Source organism: Desulfococcus multivorans (genome assembly GCF_001854245.1).
GTDB classification, from domain to species: Bacteria; Desulfobacterota; Desulfobacteria; order Desulfobacterales; family Desulfococcaceae; genus Desulfococcus; species Desulfococcus multivorans.
This window is the reverse complement of the sequence record NZ_CP015381.1, coordinates 2,623,623-2,639,072: the sequence shown is the minus strand read 5'-3', so window position 1 is coordinate 2,639,072 and position 15,450 is coordinate 2,623,623. Positions and strand designations below refer to the sequence as shown.

Below are 15,450 nucleotides of genomic sequence, written 5' to 3'. Positions count from 1 at the left end.
GATTGAGCGATCCTTACGCAAAGGGAGATGCATGACATGAAGGATGATTATATTCTAGTTTATGAGCATCTGCAAAAATTGTCCGCCAAATTGGCAAGAGATCTGCGGGGCCCCATGTCCGCGTTTGCGCAACTCAACGGCACGACAACCCTCCCGGGAGCCTTGGATGCCAAAACAAAACAACTCATCGCTTTGGGCATCGGGATCGCAGCCCGGTGTGAGGGATGTATTGCCTTCCATGTGCATGACGTCCTTCGTACAGGCGCCACGAGACAGGAGATTCTGGAAACCCTGGGGATTGCTATTATGATGGGCGGCGGCCCGGCGGTTGTCTATGCATGCAAAGCCATGGAGGCGCTGGAACAGTTTTCATCGTCAGAGCAGGCCTCAACCCCTTCGAAAAACCGGGAAAAATGAGCCGGCAGCCGGAAGCTTTTCATTTGAATGCCCGGGCATCCGGCCTTCCCTGCAGGCGAACATCATTTGAATGCGCCATGGAGATAGCGGGTCGCCTGGGCATTGGACCTGGATGTCGCCGTTGCGCATTGGGAGGTCAGTCATGCATATAGCCAGATTTTTTCATAAACTGGAGGATGACAAGGTTCAATGTCATCTCTGCGCACACGAGTGCATCATCGATCCGGGCAAAAGGGGAATTTGCGCGGTCCGTGAAAACCGTGCCGGCACCCTTTATTCCCTCGTCTACGGCCGATTGATCTCAGGAAACGCAGACCCTATCGAAAAAAAACCGCTGTTTCATTTTTTGCCCGGCACAAGATCCTATTCGATCGCCACCGTGGGCTGCAACTTCCGGTGCCTACACTGCCAGAACTATACGATTTCCCAATGGCCGCGCTTTCACGACGGCGACATCCCCGGCGAGAACCAGACCCCGGCTCAAGTTGTCGATCAGGCTTTGGCCACTCGTTCGGCTTCCATCGCTTATACCTATACCGAGCCGACGATTTTCTCGGAGTTCGCTTATGACACCGCTCTTCTGGCCCGTGAAAAAGGACTGCGCAACATCTTCGTTTCAAACGGTTATATGACAGAGGCCTCTGCGACCGCCATGGCCGCCGTCATCGATGGAGACAACATCGACCTCAAAAGCTTTTCGGACGGATTTTACCGCAAGGTCTGCAAGGCGAAGCTCCAGCCGGTGTTGGATACCATTGTGCGCATGAAGACGCTGGGGGTTTGGGTCGAAGTGACGACATTGCTCATTCCCGGGCTGAATGATTCCGACGCGGAATTGCATGATATCGCCCGGTTCCTGCATTCAACAGGAGCGGATATCCCATGGCATGTGACCGCCTTCTACCCCACCTACAAGATGCTCGATCGGCCGGCCACACCGGTGGAGACCCTCCGCCGCGCCAGGGATATCGGGTTCGCGGCGGGGCTGCGCTATGTTTACACCGGCAACCTTCCCGGCGATTCGGGGGAAAATACCTTTTGTCCGGTCTGCAATCAACTGCTTATCGAGCGAAGGGGGTTTATCGTCCGGCGAAACCGTATGGTCGCAGGCGCTTGTCCTGACTGCGGCGCCATGGTTGACGGCTTCTGGCAGTAAGATCGTCCGGTGTGTCGCATCGGAATGACTGCGTTGTTCCCGGCGGGGTTTGAATTGTGGATTCCCACCCCGACCTCGATTTTCGCGATGTTGATCGGAAAGCCGATATCGGCTGACTGAAGGCTGAAGACGAAGTTTAGATGCCGCCGGTGTGGAACGAGAGTCCTTATCCGGCGGAACCGGTCCTCAACGTCGAAATCACAATTTAAAAGGAGATGATGTCATGACGGAGAAATCGGAAAACAGCGGAATGGAAGAGCTCCAGAACGCCTCTGCCGACACGGCGGCAAGCCCGTCCATGTCAGCGGAAGAGCGGCTGCAGAAAATCGCTTTGGCGGCGTACTATCTGGCGGAGCAGCGTGGATTTTCTCCCGGCGGCGAATTGACGGACTGGTTGGAAGCGGAGAAGCAGTTCGATGCATCCCTCGCTTCCGAAAGTCAGGGTGACTGAGGGGCGTGGGCCGTATCCTCCCGGCACCGGCCTGTGAAAGTCGAAAGTTGAATTTATTTCATTTAAACCGCCTGGGAGGTCGAAACGGATCTTCCAGGCGGATACGTGTCGCGTCTGTCTATATGGTCTGCTGGGAGGCCTGCACCGGGTTGGCTTTCAGGTATTCCAGGCGGTTGAGTCCGTTGATATAGGCTTTGGCACTGGCGGTGATGATGTCGGGATCCGAGCCCCGGCCCAAGGCCACCAGACCGTTTTCCCGAAGGCGAACCGTCACCTCGCCCTGGGCGTCGGTGCCGCCGCTCAGCGCCGACACCGTAAACCGCAGCAACTCCGAATGGGTCCCGGTCAGCTTGGCGATGGTGTTGTATGCCGAGTCGATGGGGCCGTTGCCCCAGTCCGCCCCCCGAACCCTCCTGCCGTTGATGGAAAGCTCCACGCTGGCCATCGGCATGACCGACGTGCCGGCGGAGACATGCAGATATTCGAGTTTGAAGTACTCGGTGGTCCTCAGAATGCCCTCGGTCACCACAACTTCCAGATCCTCGTCGACGATATGTTTTTTCTTGTCGGCGAGTTCCTTGAATTTGGTGAAGACGATGTTCAACTCCTCGTCGGACAGGTCATAGCCCATGTCGCGCAGCCGATCCCTTAGGGCGTGCCGCCCGGAATGCTTGCCCAGCACCAGTTTGTTGGCGTTGAGGCCGATGGCCTCGGGCTGCATGATTTCGTAGGTCATGGGGTTTTTCAGCATGCCGTCCTGATGAATACCGGCTTCGTGGGCAAACGCATTGGCACCGACGATAGCCTTGTTGGGCTGAACGATAATGCCCGTGATCATACTGACCAGCCGGCTGGTGGGATAGATCTGTTCAGTGTGAATCCCCGTCGTCACGGGCAGGTAGTTGTTACGGGTCTTGAGGGCCATGACCACCTCTTCCAGGGAGGTGTTGCCGGCCCGCTCGCCGATGCCGTTGACGGTCACCTCCGCCTGGCGGGCGCCAACCCCGATGGCCGCCAGGGTGTTGGCCGTTGCCAACCCCAGATCGTTGTGGCAGTGAACGCTTAAAATGGCCCGGTGCATGTCGGGGGTATGGTCCAGGACGTAGCGGGCCAGTTCGGCGAATTCGCTGGGAATGGCATAGCCTACGGTGTCCGGCAGGTTGACGACGGTGGCCCCGGCAGCTATGGCGGCGCCGAAGACCTTGCAGAGGTAATCCCGGTCGCTTCGAGAGGCGTCCTCTGCGGAAAATTCCACCTGATCGGTCAGAGATTTTGCGTATTTCACCGCATCCACGACGGCGGCGATCACCTGGTCCCGGTCCATTTTCAACTTGTACTTGAGATGGATGTCCGAGGTCGCGATAAAGGTGTGGATTTTGGGATTCCCGGCATGCTTCACCGCTTGCCACGCCCGGTCGATGTCGGCCTTGTGGGTTCGGCACAAGCCGGCTACCTGTGTACGCTCGAGCTTGGCGGCGATCTTTGAGACCGCATCGAAATCACCTTCCGAGGCGGCGGGGAAACCGGCCTCCAGGACGTCCACGCCCAGTTTCTCCAGCTGGGTCGCCAGTCGCAGCTTTTCGGCGGTGTTCATGCTGGCCCCGGGGGACTGTTCGCCGTCCCTCAGCGTCGTATCAAAGATATATACGCGTTCGGTCATGATATGCTCCTTTTCGAGTGGAAGCCGGCCTCATCCGGGTGGTATGATCCCCCATCGGATTTCCGGCGGAAAAATTCAAGATCGTGTTTGTCGGCAGGTCAAAAAATGCCTGCTGGATTGCCCACCGTTCAATGGAGCATGGGCCGCGGGACAAGGATGAGTCCCGCGGCGTTGTTGCCTCTCGGAATGGGTTGCGTGGTTTTCATAGGGGTCCGTTTATTCGACACATTGTAAATTCTGTTGCTTGGCCAGTTTATACTGGAAGCTGTCGGCCAGGGCCTGCCAGCTTGCCTCGATGATGTCCTCTGAAACGCCGATGGTGCTCCAGAGGTTGTCCCGATCCCGCGACTCGATCAAAACCCGAACCTTGGCCGCCGTACCGGCGTTACCGTCGATAACCCTTACCTTGAAGTCGACCAGGTGCATGGTGTCCACATCGGGGAAGAACTGGTGAAGCGCCCGTCTGAGGGCATTGTCGAGGGCACTGACGGGACCGTTGCCTTCGGCCGCGGTAATCTCGTCCCTGCAGCCGACGGAGATCTTGACGATGGCATGGGAATTGCATGGACGATCTTTCTCCTTCTCGATGACAACCCGGAAGGATTCGAGCTCGAAAGCGGGTCTGTGCTGCTCGGTCAATTTCTCCAGAAGGATCTTGAAGGAACCTTCGGCGGCATCGAATTGGAAGCCTTCCTGCTCGCGCTTCTTGATTTCCTGAACGATCTTTCGGCTGTCGCAACCGTTTCCGCCGATGTCCATACCCATCTCCCGGGCCTTGTATTCGATGTTGCTCTTTCCCGACAGGTCCGAGATCAGGACCGTTCGGCTGTTGCCCACCAAGGCCGGGTCGACATGTTCGTAGGCGGTGGGATCCTTCATTACCGCGCTGACATGGATGCCGCCTTTGTGGGCGAAAGCGCTTTTGCCCACGAAAGGTCGGGAGTTGAGAGGGACGATGTTGGCCGTCTCGCTGACGAACCGCGACAATCCCCGCAACTTTTTAAGATTTTCCGGGGTGATGCAGGGTCGCTCCATTTTGAGGGTCAGGATCGGGATGAGGGTGATCAGGTCGGCGTTGCCGCACCGTTCACCATAACCGTTGATGGTTCCCTGGACCACTACGGCGCCCTGGTTGACGGCCTCGATGCTGTTGGCCACGGCCAGGCCGGCGTCGTTGTGGGTATGGATGCCCAGACGGATGCCGGATTGCCCGACAGCCGATCTGACCGCGCGAAAGGCATCGGCGATAAATGAGGGCAGATTGCCGCCGTTGGTGTCGCACAGAATCAGCGCATCGGCGCCCCCCCGAATCGCCGCGTTCAGGGTCAGCATGGCATACTCGGGGTTGGCTCGATACCCATCGAAAAAATGCTCGGCATCGTAGAACACCTCGCGACCTTTTTGTTTGAGCCAGATCACGGTTTCTTCGATCATGGAAAGGTTTTCTTCCAGGGTGTTGCTCATGAGCTTCACATGGTGGTCCCAGGTCTTTCCGAAGATGGTGACCACCGGTGTTTCGCTCTCGACGAGGGCCGCCAGGTTATGGTCGTCCCCCGGCAGAATTCCCGGGCGTCGGGTGGAGCCGAACGCGGCCAGGCGGGCGGTGTTGAACCGAACTGTTTTGGCCAGGTTGAAAAACTGGCGATCCCTGGGGTTGGAGCCCGGCCAGCCACCCTCGATGTAGTGGATCCCGATATCATCCAATCTCTGGGCGATCTTGATCTTTTCCTCGGCCGAGAAATTGATGTTTTCTCCCTGGGTTCCATCTCTCAGTGTGGTGTCGTACAACAGGACCGGATCCATCTCGGTTCTCCTTTCAGAGGCGTCTATGCGCCGTTTCGGTACGGTAGGTTGCCGAGCCGAAAAGTGTCAACATTACTGCTTTCGATTTTCCGGCCGGAGGGCCCGGACGGCACTTCCCGCCCGCCACATCTCCGATTTCCTGATCGCGTCGAGCTCGGCGTTCAGCTTTTCGCGATAATCCGGGGCACTGTTGACATCCAGTACCCGCCGGGTTTCATCGCCGTTTTTGACGCTTTCATATAGTCGGTCGAAAACGGGGATGACGGCGTCGCGAAATCGGGGCGCCCAGTCCAAGGCCCCTCGTTGGGCCGTGGTGCTGGTATTGGCGAACATCCAGTCCATGCCGTTTTCCGCCACGAGTCGGATCAGGCTCTGGGTCAATTCCTCCACGGTTTCATTGAATGCCTCGCTGGGGCTGTGGCCGTGCCGCCGGAGGAGATCGTACTGGGCTTCCATAACGCCCGCAAGGCAGCCCATCAGGACGCCCCGTTCCCCGGTGAGATCGCTGTAGACCTCTCTCTCGAAGGTGGTCTCGAACAGGTAGCCCGATCCGATGGCAATACCCATGGCCAGGCATCGTTCCCGGGCCCTTCCCGTGAAATCCTGGAAAACGGCGAAACTGGAGTTGATCCCGCTGCCGTCGAGGAAATTGGTGCGAACCGTCCTGCCGGATCCCTTGGGCGCGGCCAGAATGACATCCACGTTTTCAGGAGGTACGATCCCGGTCTGGTCTTTGTAGACCACCCCGAACCCATGGGAGAAATAGAGGGCGTCCCCTTCGTTGAGGCAGGCCTTGATTTTGGGCCACATGGCCACCTGACCGGCGTCCGAGAGGAGATACTGAATGATGGTCGCTTTTCGAGCGGCCTCCTCGATGGGGAAAAGGGTTTTTCCAGGCACGAAGCCGTCGGCTACGGCGCGATCCCATGACGCCCCGCCTTCACGCTGTCCGACGATGACCCGAACACCGTTGTCCCGCAGGTTGAGGGCCTGACCCGGCCCCTGGACCCCGTATCCGATCACCGCTACGACTTCGTTTTCGAGAATGGTCCTGGCCTTTTCCAGGGGAAATTCTTCCGATGTGACCACCTCTTCCATAACACCGCCAAAATCGATCTTTGCCATATGAATGCTTCTCCTTTATGATGCTTAACGCATATGTTGAAATGCAGAGTTATTTGGGTTCCCGGAACAGTGCGATGGCCCCTGTCCGGGCAACCTCCTTGATGCCGATGGGCTTCAGAAGACTCAGGATCGCCTCGAGCTTCCCTTCGTCGCCGGTGACCTCGATGGTGTAATGATCCGGTCCGACATCCACGATCTTTCCCCTGAAAATATCCACGATTCTCAGGATTTCGGCTCGATTTTCGGCCTTGGCACTCATTTTGATGAGGGCCAGCTCCCGATGAACATATCTTGAACCCGTCAGCTCATGGACCTTGATCACGTTGATCAGTTTGTTGAGCTGCTTCTTGACCTGTTCGACGACCGGCTGATTTCCCTTGGTGACGATGGTCAGGCGGGATACGTTTTCATCGGTGGTTTCGGCCACGCAGAGGCTTTCGATATTGTACCCCCTGCCTGAAAACAAACCGGATATTCGCGAGAGCACTCCCGGCTGGTTATCGACCAGGATGGACAAAACGTGTTTTTCCTCTGAAAGCATATAAGCACTCCTCTTCCTGGGATCGATGCCCAGGGATCCGTCGCTTCAATCAGACCAGAAGCATCTCCGTGATGGGTTTGCCGGCCGGGACCATCGGGTAGACGCTTTCTTCCTTTTCTACGACAAAGTCCATAATCACCGGTTTTTTGACCGACAGCCCTTGAAAGAGCACCTTTTCCACCTCATCGGGCCGGGTAGCCCTTAACCCCACGGCGCCATAAGCCTCGGCCAATTTGACGAAATCGGGCGCGTGTTCCATGCAGGTGCAGGCGTAACACTTATTGTAGAACAACTCTTGCCACTGCCGCACCATCCCCAGGTATCCATTGTTCAGGATGACTATTTTGACGGGGAGTCCGTATTGAACCGCCGTGGCCATTTCCTGGATGTTCATTTGTATGCTGCCGTCGCCGGCCACGTCCACAACCAGTTCGTCCGGACAGGCCACCTGAGCGCCGATGGCCGCAGGCAAGCCGAACCCCATGACGCCCAATCCGCCCGAGGTGATGAAATGGCCCGGTTCGTTAAAATGGTAATACTGGGCGGCCCACATCTGGTTCTGGCCGACCTCGGTGGTGACAATGGCTTTGCCTTCGGTTAACCGGTAAAGCTCTTCGATCACGAACTGAGGCTTGATGATGTCCGGTCCCTGCTCGTAGGCCAACTGTGTTTTGGCCTTCCAACCGGCGATCTGGGCAAACCACCCGCTACGCTTTTCCGAAAGATTACCCAGCTCCTCGTCGTTGAGGAGATGGTTGATGTGGCCGAGGGTGATCTTGCAGTCTCCCACCACCGGGATCGACACCGGTATGTTCTTGCGGATGGAGGTGGGGTCGATATCGATGTGGACAATCTGGGCCTGGGCGGCAAAAGTATCCGTCTTGCCGGTCACCCGGTCGTCGAACCTGACGCCGACGGCGATGAGCAGATCGCAGGCGGCGGTGCACTTGTTGGACCGGTACGTGCCGTGCATACCGATCATCCCCAACCACAGGGGGTCCGTGGCCGGGAAGGCCCCCAAACCCATAAGGGACGTGGTGACGGGAATCTGTGCCCTGCGGGCGAATTCGGTGAGTTCCTTGTGGGCCTTGGCCAGGATGACACCCCCTCCGGCGAAGATCATGGGGCGTCGCGCCATTTTGACCAGTTCGATCACCTTATGGAGCTGCTTCATGTTGGGGTTGTAGGTGGGGTTGTAGGATCTCAGCTTCACTTTTTTTGGGGCGTGATACTGGGTAACGCTGTTGATGACATCCTTTGGCAGGTCCACGAGGACCGGCCCGGGTCGGCCGGATCGGGCGATGTAGAATGCCTCTTTGATGACCTGGGCCAGTTCCTCGACGCTTTGCACCAGGTAATTGTGCTTTGTGCACGGTCGGGTGATGCCGACGATGTCCACCTCCTGAAAGGCATCATTGCCGATCAGGTGGGACGGTACCTGACCCGTGATGACCACCAGGGGGATGGAATCCATGTAGGCCGAGGCGATGCCGGTTACCGTGTTGGTCGCCCCAGGGCCCGAGGTTACCAGACAGACCCCCACCTTGCCGCTCGCCCGGGCGTATCCGTCGGCGGCATGCACCGCGCCCTGCTCATGGCGGACGAGGATGTGGCGGATATCGGTTTTGACGAGTTCGTCGTAGATATCGATGACCGCGCCGCCCGGATACCCGAATATCGTATCCGCGCCTTCTTCTTTGAGCACCTTCATCAGGATCTGCGCGCCGGTTAACTTCATAGCAACCTCCTTGATGGGTTAAAACGCATCGGTTCACACCCGCCGCGGGTTTTCGACCACGGCGCCGCGGCTGGCCGAAGAGACCATCTGCGCGTACCGGGCCATGTATCCGCGGGTGATCCTGGGATCGGGGGCGCGCCACTCCGCCTTTCTTGCGGCGAGGACTTTATCGGATACCTTCAGAGTGAGGGTTTTTTCCGGGATGTCGACGGCGATGACATCTCCCTCCCGTACCAGAGCGATGGGACCGCCGGCCATGGCCTCCGGCGAAACGTGCCCGATGGACGCACCGCGGGTGCCGCCGGAAAATCGCCCGTCGGTCAGCAGGGCGACATGGGCGTCCAGGCCCATGCCGGCGATGGTGGACGTTGGGGTCAGCATCTCACGCATGCCCGGACCCCCCATGGGGCCCTCGTATCGAATAACGACGACGTCCCCCTTTTGGATCTTTCCGGCCATGATGGCGCCGGACGCCGCTTCTTCAGAATCGAACACGCGTGCCGGTCCCTCGTGGCGCATCATCTCTTCCCGCACCGCGGACTGCTTGACGACGCATCCTTCGGGGGCCAGATTTCCAAAAAGAACCGCCAATCCGCCCTCGGCGTGGTAAGGATCATCCACCGGACGGATGACCTCACGGTCCAACACCGCGGCATCGGCGATGTTGGTGCCGACCGTTTCGCCCGTGACGGTGAGGACGTCCAGGTGGATTCGTCCGACCTTTGACAATTCCTTCATGACGGCGGGAATACCGCCGGCGCGGTTAAGGTCTTCGATATGATCCTTTCCGCCGGGGCTGAGGGAACAGAGATGGGGGGTCTTTCGACTCACTGTGTTGATGAGATTCAGATCCATATCCACCCCCGCCTCCCGGGCGATGGCTGCCAGGTGGAGGACGGTGTTGGTCGAGCACCCCAGGGCCATGTCGACGGCCAGGGCATTTTGAAAGGCGCTTTCCGTCAGGATTTTTCGCGGCGTGATCTCCCGTTCGAGGAGCGTCATCACCCGCATGCCCGCCTGTTTGGCCAGGCGGATCCTGGCGGCCATGACAGACGGGATGGTGCCGTTGCCGGGCAGACCCAGGCCAATGGCTTCCGTAAGGCAGTTCATGGAGTTGGCCGTGAACATGCCGGAGCAGGAGCCGCAGGTGGGGCAGGCTGCCTCCTCGATCTCCAGAAGCTCGGATTCGGTCATACGGCCGGATTTGACGGCGCCGACCGATTCGAAAACGGTGATCAGATCCACTTTTTCACCGGTTCTGGGATGACGGCCGGCCAGCATGGCACCGCCGCTGACCACCACCGCAGGAAGATCGAGACGCGCGGCCGCCATGAGCATTCCCGGAACGATTTTGTCGCAGTTAGGCACCAGCACCAATGCATCGAGGGCATGGGCCGTGGCCATGACCTCGATGGAATCGGCGATGAGTTCCCGGCTTCCCAACGAGTATTTCATGCCGATGTGGTTCATGGCGATGCCGTCGCATACGCCGATGACGCCGAATTCCACGGGCGTCCCGCCGGCCATGTAGATCCCGGCCTTGACCGCTTCAACGATCTTATCGAGATGGATGTGGCCGGGAACGATGCTGTTCACTGAATTGGCGATGCCGACAAGGGGTCTTTCGATCTCGACATCGGTATAGCCCATGGCTTTGAAGAGCGCCCGATGGGGCGCCCTTTCCAGGCCCTTTTTCGCATTGTCGCTTTTCATGGGTTGCCGTCTTTCTTCCAAAAAAAATCCGTTATCGGCACTGGGCTGATAACGGATTCTGAAGTGTTCTGTTGTGTTTTCGTCAGGCCATTATCAACCCTTTTCTGCCTCGATGGGAAGGAGTACCCCAAGAAGGAGAACGAGAATAATAATGCTGATAATGACGATGTTGGACACTGAACGAAATTCCTTTTGTATAGATTATATAGCTCGTAACAGGCTTTGAAGTCCCTGTCAACTTTTTTGTTCGATTCGGGTGAATTGCGGTCTTTTCACGATGCCTCGTCATCGCCGCCAGTGTTTCTGAAGCCGCAGGCGGGGTTGAGACACATCAGAAACGTACCGTCTTTCTTTGTAGTTTTTTCGACCATGAATTGCGCACCGCACTGAGGGCAGGAACGATTGACGGGTTTATCCCAGATGGCATATTTGCAATCCGGGAAGCGGCTGCACCCATAGAAAACCTTTCCCCGCTTGGACCGCCGTTCGACCAGTTCACCGGTACACCCTTCTTCCGGGCATTTGACGCCGGTGGACTGTCCCCCGACGTCCGTGCTGGCGGACTGGGTATACTTGCACTCGGGGTAGCCGCTGCAGGCCAGGAAGGTGCCGTAACGCCCGCGCTTGATGACCATGGGTTTTCCGCATTTCTCGCAAGCCTTGTCGACGGCATCCTCGGAGACGGGTTCGATGATCTGGATGTTGCCCTTTTCGTCGCGGGTGTAATCCCGACTGAAATTGCACTCGGGATAGCTGCTGCAGGCAAGGAATGGACCGTTTTTACCGACTTTGATATGGAGTTCGCTGCCGCACTGGGGACATTTGATGCCGGTGGAGGCACCTACGCCTTTCATGCTGAGCATGCTCTGGTCGGCGGCTTCCAACTCGGAGGAGAAGGGCGCGTAGAAATCATGAAGAATCATTTTGGCATCGATTTCAGCTGCTTCAACACGATCCAGATCATCCTCCATCTTTGCGGTGAACTCCACATTAAAAATATCCGGGAAGCTCTTGACCACGAGATCGTTGACGATGAGACCCAGTTCGCTGGGACGAAAATATCCTTTCTGTTTCTCCACATACCCCTTCTCCTGGATGGTTGAGAGAATGGCGGCATAGGTGCTGGGCCGACCGATGCCGTTTTCTTCCAGTTCCTTGACCAGGGAGGCTTCGGAGAACCTTGGCGGCGGTTGGGTAAAATGTTGTTTGGGATCGTATCCGTCGAGATTGAGCACTGTCCCTTCGGGAAGGTCCGGCAGGATTGTCTTGTCCGGCTCGGGACGGTCATTGTCCTCGGCCGCCTGGTAAAGCACCATGAATCCCGGAAATTTCACGGTTGAGCCGCTGGCTTTGAACTGGTAAGCGCCGATACGGATGGTCAGTGAGGTGTTGTCGATGAGGGCGGGCTGCATCTGGGAGGCCACGAATCGTTTCCAGATCAGCGTATAAAGCGCAAGTTGGTCTTGATTCAGGTAAGATTTGACGCTGTCAGGCGTATGATGTACCGAGGTGGGACGGATTGCCTCGTGGGCATCCTGGACCTTTTTGCGATTTTTGAAGAATCGGGGCCGCTGGATGGCGTAAGCCTCGCCGAATTGTTCCCGTATCAGCTTCAGCGCTTCTTCCGCGGCTTCAGCGGCGATCCGTGTGGAATCGGTCCTCATGTAGGTGATGACGCCCGTCGGTTCTCCGGAGGCCAGTTCGATGCCTTCATACAACTGTTGGGCCACCATCATGGTTTTCTTGGCCGAGAATCTCAGCTTTCGTATGGCGTCCTGCTGGAGTTTGCTTGTGGTGAAAGGTGGAAGCGGGTTTCGCCGCGTCGTTTTTCGGAGGACCTTCTCCACGACGATCTGCTGCCCCGCCAGCTCCGACAGAATCGCTTCCGCCGAGGCTTCGTCGGGGATGGTCAGCTTCCGACCGTCCTTTTTCGCCAGTTTTGCCGTGAAGGGGGGCGGCGTATCGGCCGATAAGCGGGCGGTGATGGTCCAATACTCCTCAGGCCTGAAAACCTGAATCGCTTTTTCCCGTTCGCAGATAATGCGGACGGCGACCGACTGGACGCGTCCCGCGCTCAGACCGTTTTTGACCTTACGCCACAAGAGCGGAGATATCTGATATCCCACCAGCCGGTCGAGAATCCGTCGTGCCTTCTGGGCATGATATTTGTTGTCGTTCAGGGCTTCAGGCGATTTCATGGCCTCGCGGATACCGGTTTCCGTCAATTCGTGAAACAGGACCCGATGAAAACGGCGGCCCTTCTTTTTGAGCACTTCGGCCGTATGCCATGCAATGGCTTCGCCCTCCCGGTCCGGGTCGGGGGCCAGATAGATATCTTCGGCATCCCCGGCCTCCTTTTTCAAGGAAGAGATCACCTTCTGTTTGCCTGGAATAACCCGGTACTGGGGCTGAAAATCCTTTTCGATGTCTATGCCCATTTCCTTGGAAGGCAGATCCTTGATGTGACCGACGGTTGCGGCAACGTTGTAGTTGCTGCCCAGATATTTTTTGATGGTTTTGACCTTGGTCGGAGATTCGACGACAACAAGTGGTTTACTGCTCACCGCATTCATCCTTGACGCTTTTCATTAACGCTGTTTAGGGTATCTGATTCGATTAAAAACATTTTTCCCGGTGCCTGGACCACAAGGCCCTTCAATTCCATTTGCATCAAAACGGCCGAAAGCTTTCCCGCATCCATGTCGAGACTTCGAACCAGGGCGTCGATATGAATCGGATAGGGCCCGAGGGCCGATATGACCCGCCGCTCCTCGGCGGAAAGGAGCGGGTCTTGAGATCGTTCCGTCCCCAATGTCGAAGAGCCCGCCGTCGCGTGCGTTACGGCGGTGGGGAATTCTTCGAAGATATCGTCCACGGTTTCCACCAGCTTCGCCCCCTGTTTGATGAGAAAGTGGGTGCCGACACTCTTTGTCGAATGCACACTGCCGGGGACCGCGAAAACCTCGCGGTTTTGCTCCGCGGCCAGTCGGGCGGTGATCAGCGACCCGCTTTTCCGGGCCGCCTCCACGACGACGGTTCCCAGGGAGATACCGCTGATGATTCTGTTCCGGACAGGGAAATGATGTGCATCAGGGCCCGCTTTGAGAGGAAATTCGGTGATAACCGCTCCGGACCTGGCGATTTGGTGACATAGATGCCGATTCGCCGCCGGATAAACCTGGTCGAGACCGGTTCCCAGAACGGCTATGGTTTTTCCCCCGGCCGCCAGAGCACCCTCATGGGCGGCCGTATCGATGCCCAGGGCCAGGCCGCTGACGACGGTGAAGCCGGCCGAGGCTATTTCCGAGCAGAGTTTCCGCGCTGTGGCGCGGCCGTAAGCCGTGGCGCTGCGCGACCCGACTACGGCGATGTTGTGCATGCCGTCGCCCAGGTCTCCATAGACATACAGAAACGGAGGCGGATCGGGGATTTCAAGTAAAAGACCCGGATAGTCCGGGTCGTTCATCGTAATAATGGAGTAAGCACTTCGTTTTAACAGTGCAAGTTCTTTTTTGACGGCCTCCGTCAGAGGATGAGCCTTGATGGCGACTGCCAGGCGCCGTGAGACGCCGTCGACCGACTGAAGTACCTCGATAGCGGCCTGAAAGACCTCGTCTGGTGAACCGAATCGATCTACGAGCCGTTTGAACAGATAGTTGCCGACCCCTGGAACGCTTCGCAATCTGAACCAGGCGGTCAGACTGTTCAAGGATTCGGATGCCAACGGATCCAACGTCTTCGAGCCCTTCGCGCCTATCGTTTCCCGACGGCTTTCTGCCATGCCAGAAGAATCGGACTGGCAATGAAGATGGACGAATAGGTGCCGATACCGATGCCGATGATCAGCGCGAAAGCGAAATCGTGAATGATGCCGCCGCCCAGAAAAAAGAGCGCCAATACCACGACCAGCGTGGTTGAGGAGGTCAGGATCGTCCGGGAAAGGGTCTCGTTGATGCTTTGATTAATGATGATATCCAGAGAATTTTTGCTGATTTTTTTAAGGTTTTCCCGGATGCGGTCAAAGACGATGATGGTGTCGTTGAGGGAATACCCGATGATGGTCAGAAGGGCTGCGATAATCGGGAGAGAAAACTCTTTGTCGAACAGAGAGAATACGCCCACGGTAATGGTGACGTCATGGATCAGCGCCACGATGGCGCCCATGGCGTATTTGAACTGCAGGAACCAGAACAGCACCAGGCTGACGATCAGGGCCGACAAGATCAGAAAAGGGATGCTCACTTTAAGAAGAGATAGCAGGTAGACCGCACCGATGAGGACGGCCACCATGATCCCGGACTGTACCCATTTGAGCTCGAATCGGCCCGAAATGTAGATGGTGATGAACAGCAGGGCGTAAAACATGGCGAAAAGCGCTTTTTCCCGCAAGTCCTTGCCCACCTGCGGACCCACCATCTCCACGCGTCGGATCTCGACATCGCTTCCCGTGGCGGTTTTCAAGGTCTCTCCGATCCGGTTCTGCAACTCCTCCGAGACTTCTTCGGAAACATCGCTCCGGATGAGGAACTCATGGTCTTGCGCCTCTCCGAAAACCTGAACCGTCGGTTGCGTGATGCCGATCTCTTCCAGCCCTTTTCTGATCGAAGCCGCAGTGACGGCGCTGTCGAATTTGACCTGAATGACCGTGCCACCGGCAAAATCGATGCCGTATTTGGGGCCGCCGTGGAAAAGAAGGGTGGCGATGCTCAACAGCAGCAGTACACCGGAGATGCAGTATGCGATGTTCCTTCTGCCGATAAAGTCGAAATTGATGTCGGATTTGATAAACTGCATGGTTCGTTATCCTCGGTTGATGGGTTCGGTCCAGTAAGGCTTGCCGATTACA

12 protein-coding genes are annotated in these 15,450 nt (G+C 57.2%); 3 read left to right on the top strand and 9 right to left on the bottom strand.

Going from position 1 to position 15,450, the window contains the following annotated elements; genetic code table 11:
- Window positions 1-36: 36 nt before the first annotated feature.
- The 3 genes from dmul_RS11550 (at window position 37) to dmul_RS11540 (ending at window position 2,024) form a co-directional block, all read left to right on the top strand.
- Window positions 37-417, top strand: coding sequence for a carboxymuconolactone decarboxylase family protein (locus tag dmul_RS11550; protein WP_020875165.1), 381 nt, complete (start codon window positions 37-39; stop codon window positions 415-417).
- A gap of 142 nt (window positions 418-559) precedes the next feature.
- Entirely contained in the window at window positions 560-1,573 is a 1,014-nt protein-coding gene (gene amrS / locus dmul_RS11545; RefSeq protein ID WP_020875164.1) for an AmmeMemoRadiSam system radical SAM enzyme, read from the top strand.
- Window positions 1,574-1,796: 223 nt separating this feature from the next.
- On the top strand, window positions 1,797-2,024 hold the full coding sequence (locus tag dmul_RS11540) for a DUF2934 domain-containing protein (protein ID WP_020875163.1): 228 nt from the start codon (window positions 1,797-1,799) through the stop codon (window positions 2,022-2,024).
- Window positions 2,025-2,142: 118 nt separating this feature from the next.
- Here dmul_RS11540 and dmul_RS11535 read toward each other — a convergent pair whose 3' ends face one another.
- From dmul_RS11535 to secF, 9 genes are all read right to left on the bottom strand, one after another.
- Entirely contained in the window at window positions 2,143-3,684 is a 1,542-nt protein-coding gene (locus dmul_RS11535; RefSeq protein WP_020875162.1) for a 2-isopropylmalate synthase, read from the bottom strand.
- Window positions 3,685-3,900: 216 nt separating this feature from the next.
- Window positions 3,901-5,487, bottom strand: a complete 1,587-nt coding sequence (gene cimA, locus dmul_RS11530; protein ID WP_020875161.1) for a citramalate synthase — start codon at window positions 5,485-5,487, stop codon at window positions 3,901-3,903.
- A gap of 72 nt (window positions 5,488-5,559) precedes the next feature.
- Window positions 5,560-6,612, bottom strand: a complete 1,053-nt coding sequence (gene ilvC, locus dmul_RS11525) for a ketol-acid reductoisomerase (RefSeq protein ID WP_020875160.1) — start codon at window positions 6,610-6,612, stop codon at window positions 5,560-5,562.
- A 49-nt stretch (window positions 6,613-6,661) separates the two neighbouring features.
- Window positions 6,662-7,153, bottom strand: coding sequence for an acetolactate synthase small subunit (gene ilvN / locus dmul_RS11520; RefSeq protein ID WP_020875159.1), 492 nt, complete (start codon window positions 7,151-7,153; stop codon window positions 6,662-6,664).
- Window positions 7,154-7,202: 49 nt separating this feature from the next.
- Window positions 7,203-8,891 (bottom strand): biosynthetic-type acetolactate synthase large subunit, encoded by a 1,689-nt coding sequence (gene ilvB, locus dmul_RS11515; RefSeq protein ID WP_020875158.1) that lies wholly within the window; start codon window positions 8,889-8,891, stop codon window positions 7,203-7,205.
- Window positions 8,892-8,924: 33 nt separating this feature from the next.
- Entirely contained in the window at window positions 8,925-10,604 is a 1,680-nt protein-coding gene (gene ilvD / locus dmul_RS11510; RefSeq protein ID WP_020875157.1) for a dihydroxy-acid dehydratase, read from the bottom strand.
- Between the two features lie 272 nt (window positions 10,605-10,876).
- Window positions 10,877-13,177: a type I DNA topoisomerase gene (gene topA, locus dmul_RS11505; RefSeq protein WP_020875156.1), complete on the bottom strand. Its 2,301-nt coding sequence runs from the start codon at window positions 13,175-13,177 to the stop codon at window positions 10,877-10,879.
- Window positions 13,174-14,385, bottom strand: a complete 1,212-nt coding sequence (dprA, locus tag dmul_RS11500; protein WP_020875155.1) for a DNA-processing protein DprA — start codon at window positions 14,383-14,385, stop codon at window positions 13,174-13,176. Before dprA ends, topA begins: the two co-directional genes overlap by 4 nt.
- Complete coding sequence (secF, locus tag dmul_RS11495) at window positions 14,358-15,398, bottom strand: protein translocase subunit SecF (RefSeq protein WP_020875154.1); 1,041 nt, start codon at window positions 15,396-15,398, stop codon at window positions 14,358-14,360. The genes dprA and secF overlap by 28 nt, the downstream gene beginning before the upstream one ends.
- Window positions 15,399-15,450: the final 52 nt, after the last annotated feature.

Excerpts from the sequence above, each read along its gene's own strand:
- dmul_RS11550 (WP_020875165.1), top strand. The coding sequence starts at position 37 with ATGAAGGATGATTATATTCTAGTTTATGAGCATCTGCAAAAATTGTCC.
- amrS (WP_020875164.1), top strand. The coding sequence starts at position 560 with ATGCATATAGCCAGATTTTTTCATAAACTGGAGGATGACAAGGTTCAA.
- dmul_RS11540 (WP_020875163.1), top strand. The coding sequence starts at position 1,797 with ATGACGGAGAAATCGGAAAACAGCGGAATGGAAGAGCTCCAGAACGCC.
- dmul_RS11535 (WP_020875162.1), bottom strand. The coding sequence starts at position 3,684 with ATGACCGAACGCGTATATATCTTTGATACGACGCTGAGGGACGGCGAA.
- cimA (WP_020875161.1), bottom strand. The coding sequence starts at position 5,487 with ATGGATCCGGTCCTGTTGTACGACACCACACTGAGAGATGGAACCCAG.
- ilvC (WP_020875160.1), bottom strand. The coding sequence starts at position 6,612 with ATGGCAAAGATCGATTTTGGCGGTGTTATGGAAGAGGTGGTCACATCG.
- ilvN (WP_020875159.1), bottom strand. The coding sequence starts at position 7,153 with ATGCTTTCAGAGGAAAAACACGTTTTGTCCATCCTGGTCGATAACCAG.
- ilvB (WP_020875158.1), bottom strand. The coding sequence starts at position 8,891 with ATGAAGTTAACCGGCGCGCAGATCCTGATGAAGGTGCTCAAAGAAGAA.
- ilvD (WP_020875157.1), bottom strand. The coding sequence starts at position 10,604 with ATGAAAAGCGACAATGCGAAAAAGGGCCTGGAAAGGGCGCCCCATCGG.
- topA (WP_020875156.1), bottom strand. The coding sequence starts at position 13,177 with ATGAATGCGGTGAGCAGTAAACCACTTGTTGTCGTCGAATCTCCGACC.
- dprA (WP_020875155.1), bottom strand. The coding sequence starts at position 14,385 with ATGGCAGAAAGCCGTCGGGAAACGATAGGCGCGAAGGGCTCGAAGACG.
- secF (WP_020875154.1), bottom strand. The coding sequence starts at position 15,398 with ATGCAGTTTATCAAATCCGACATCAATTTCGACTTTATCGGCAGAAGG.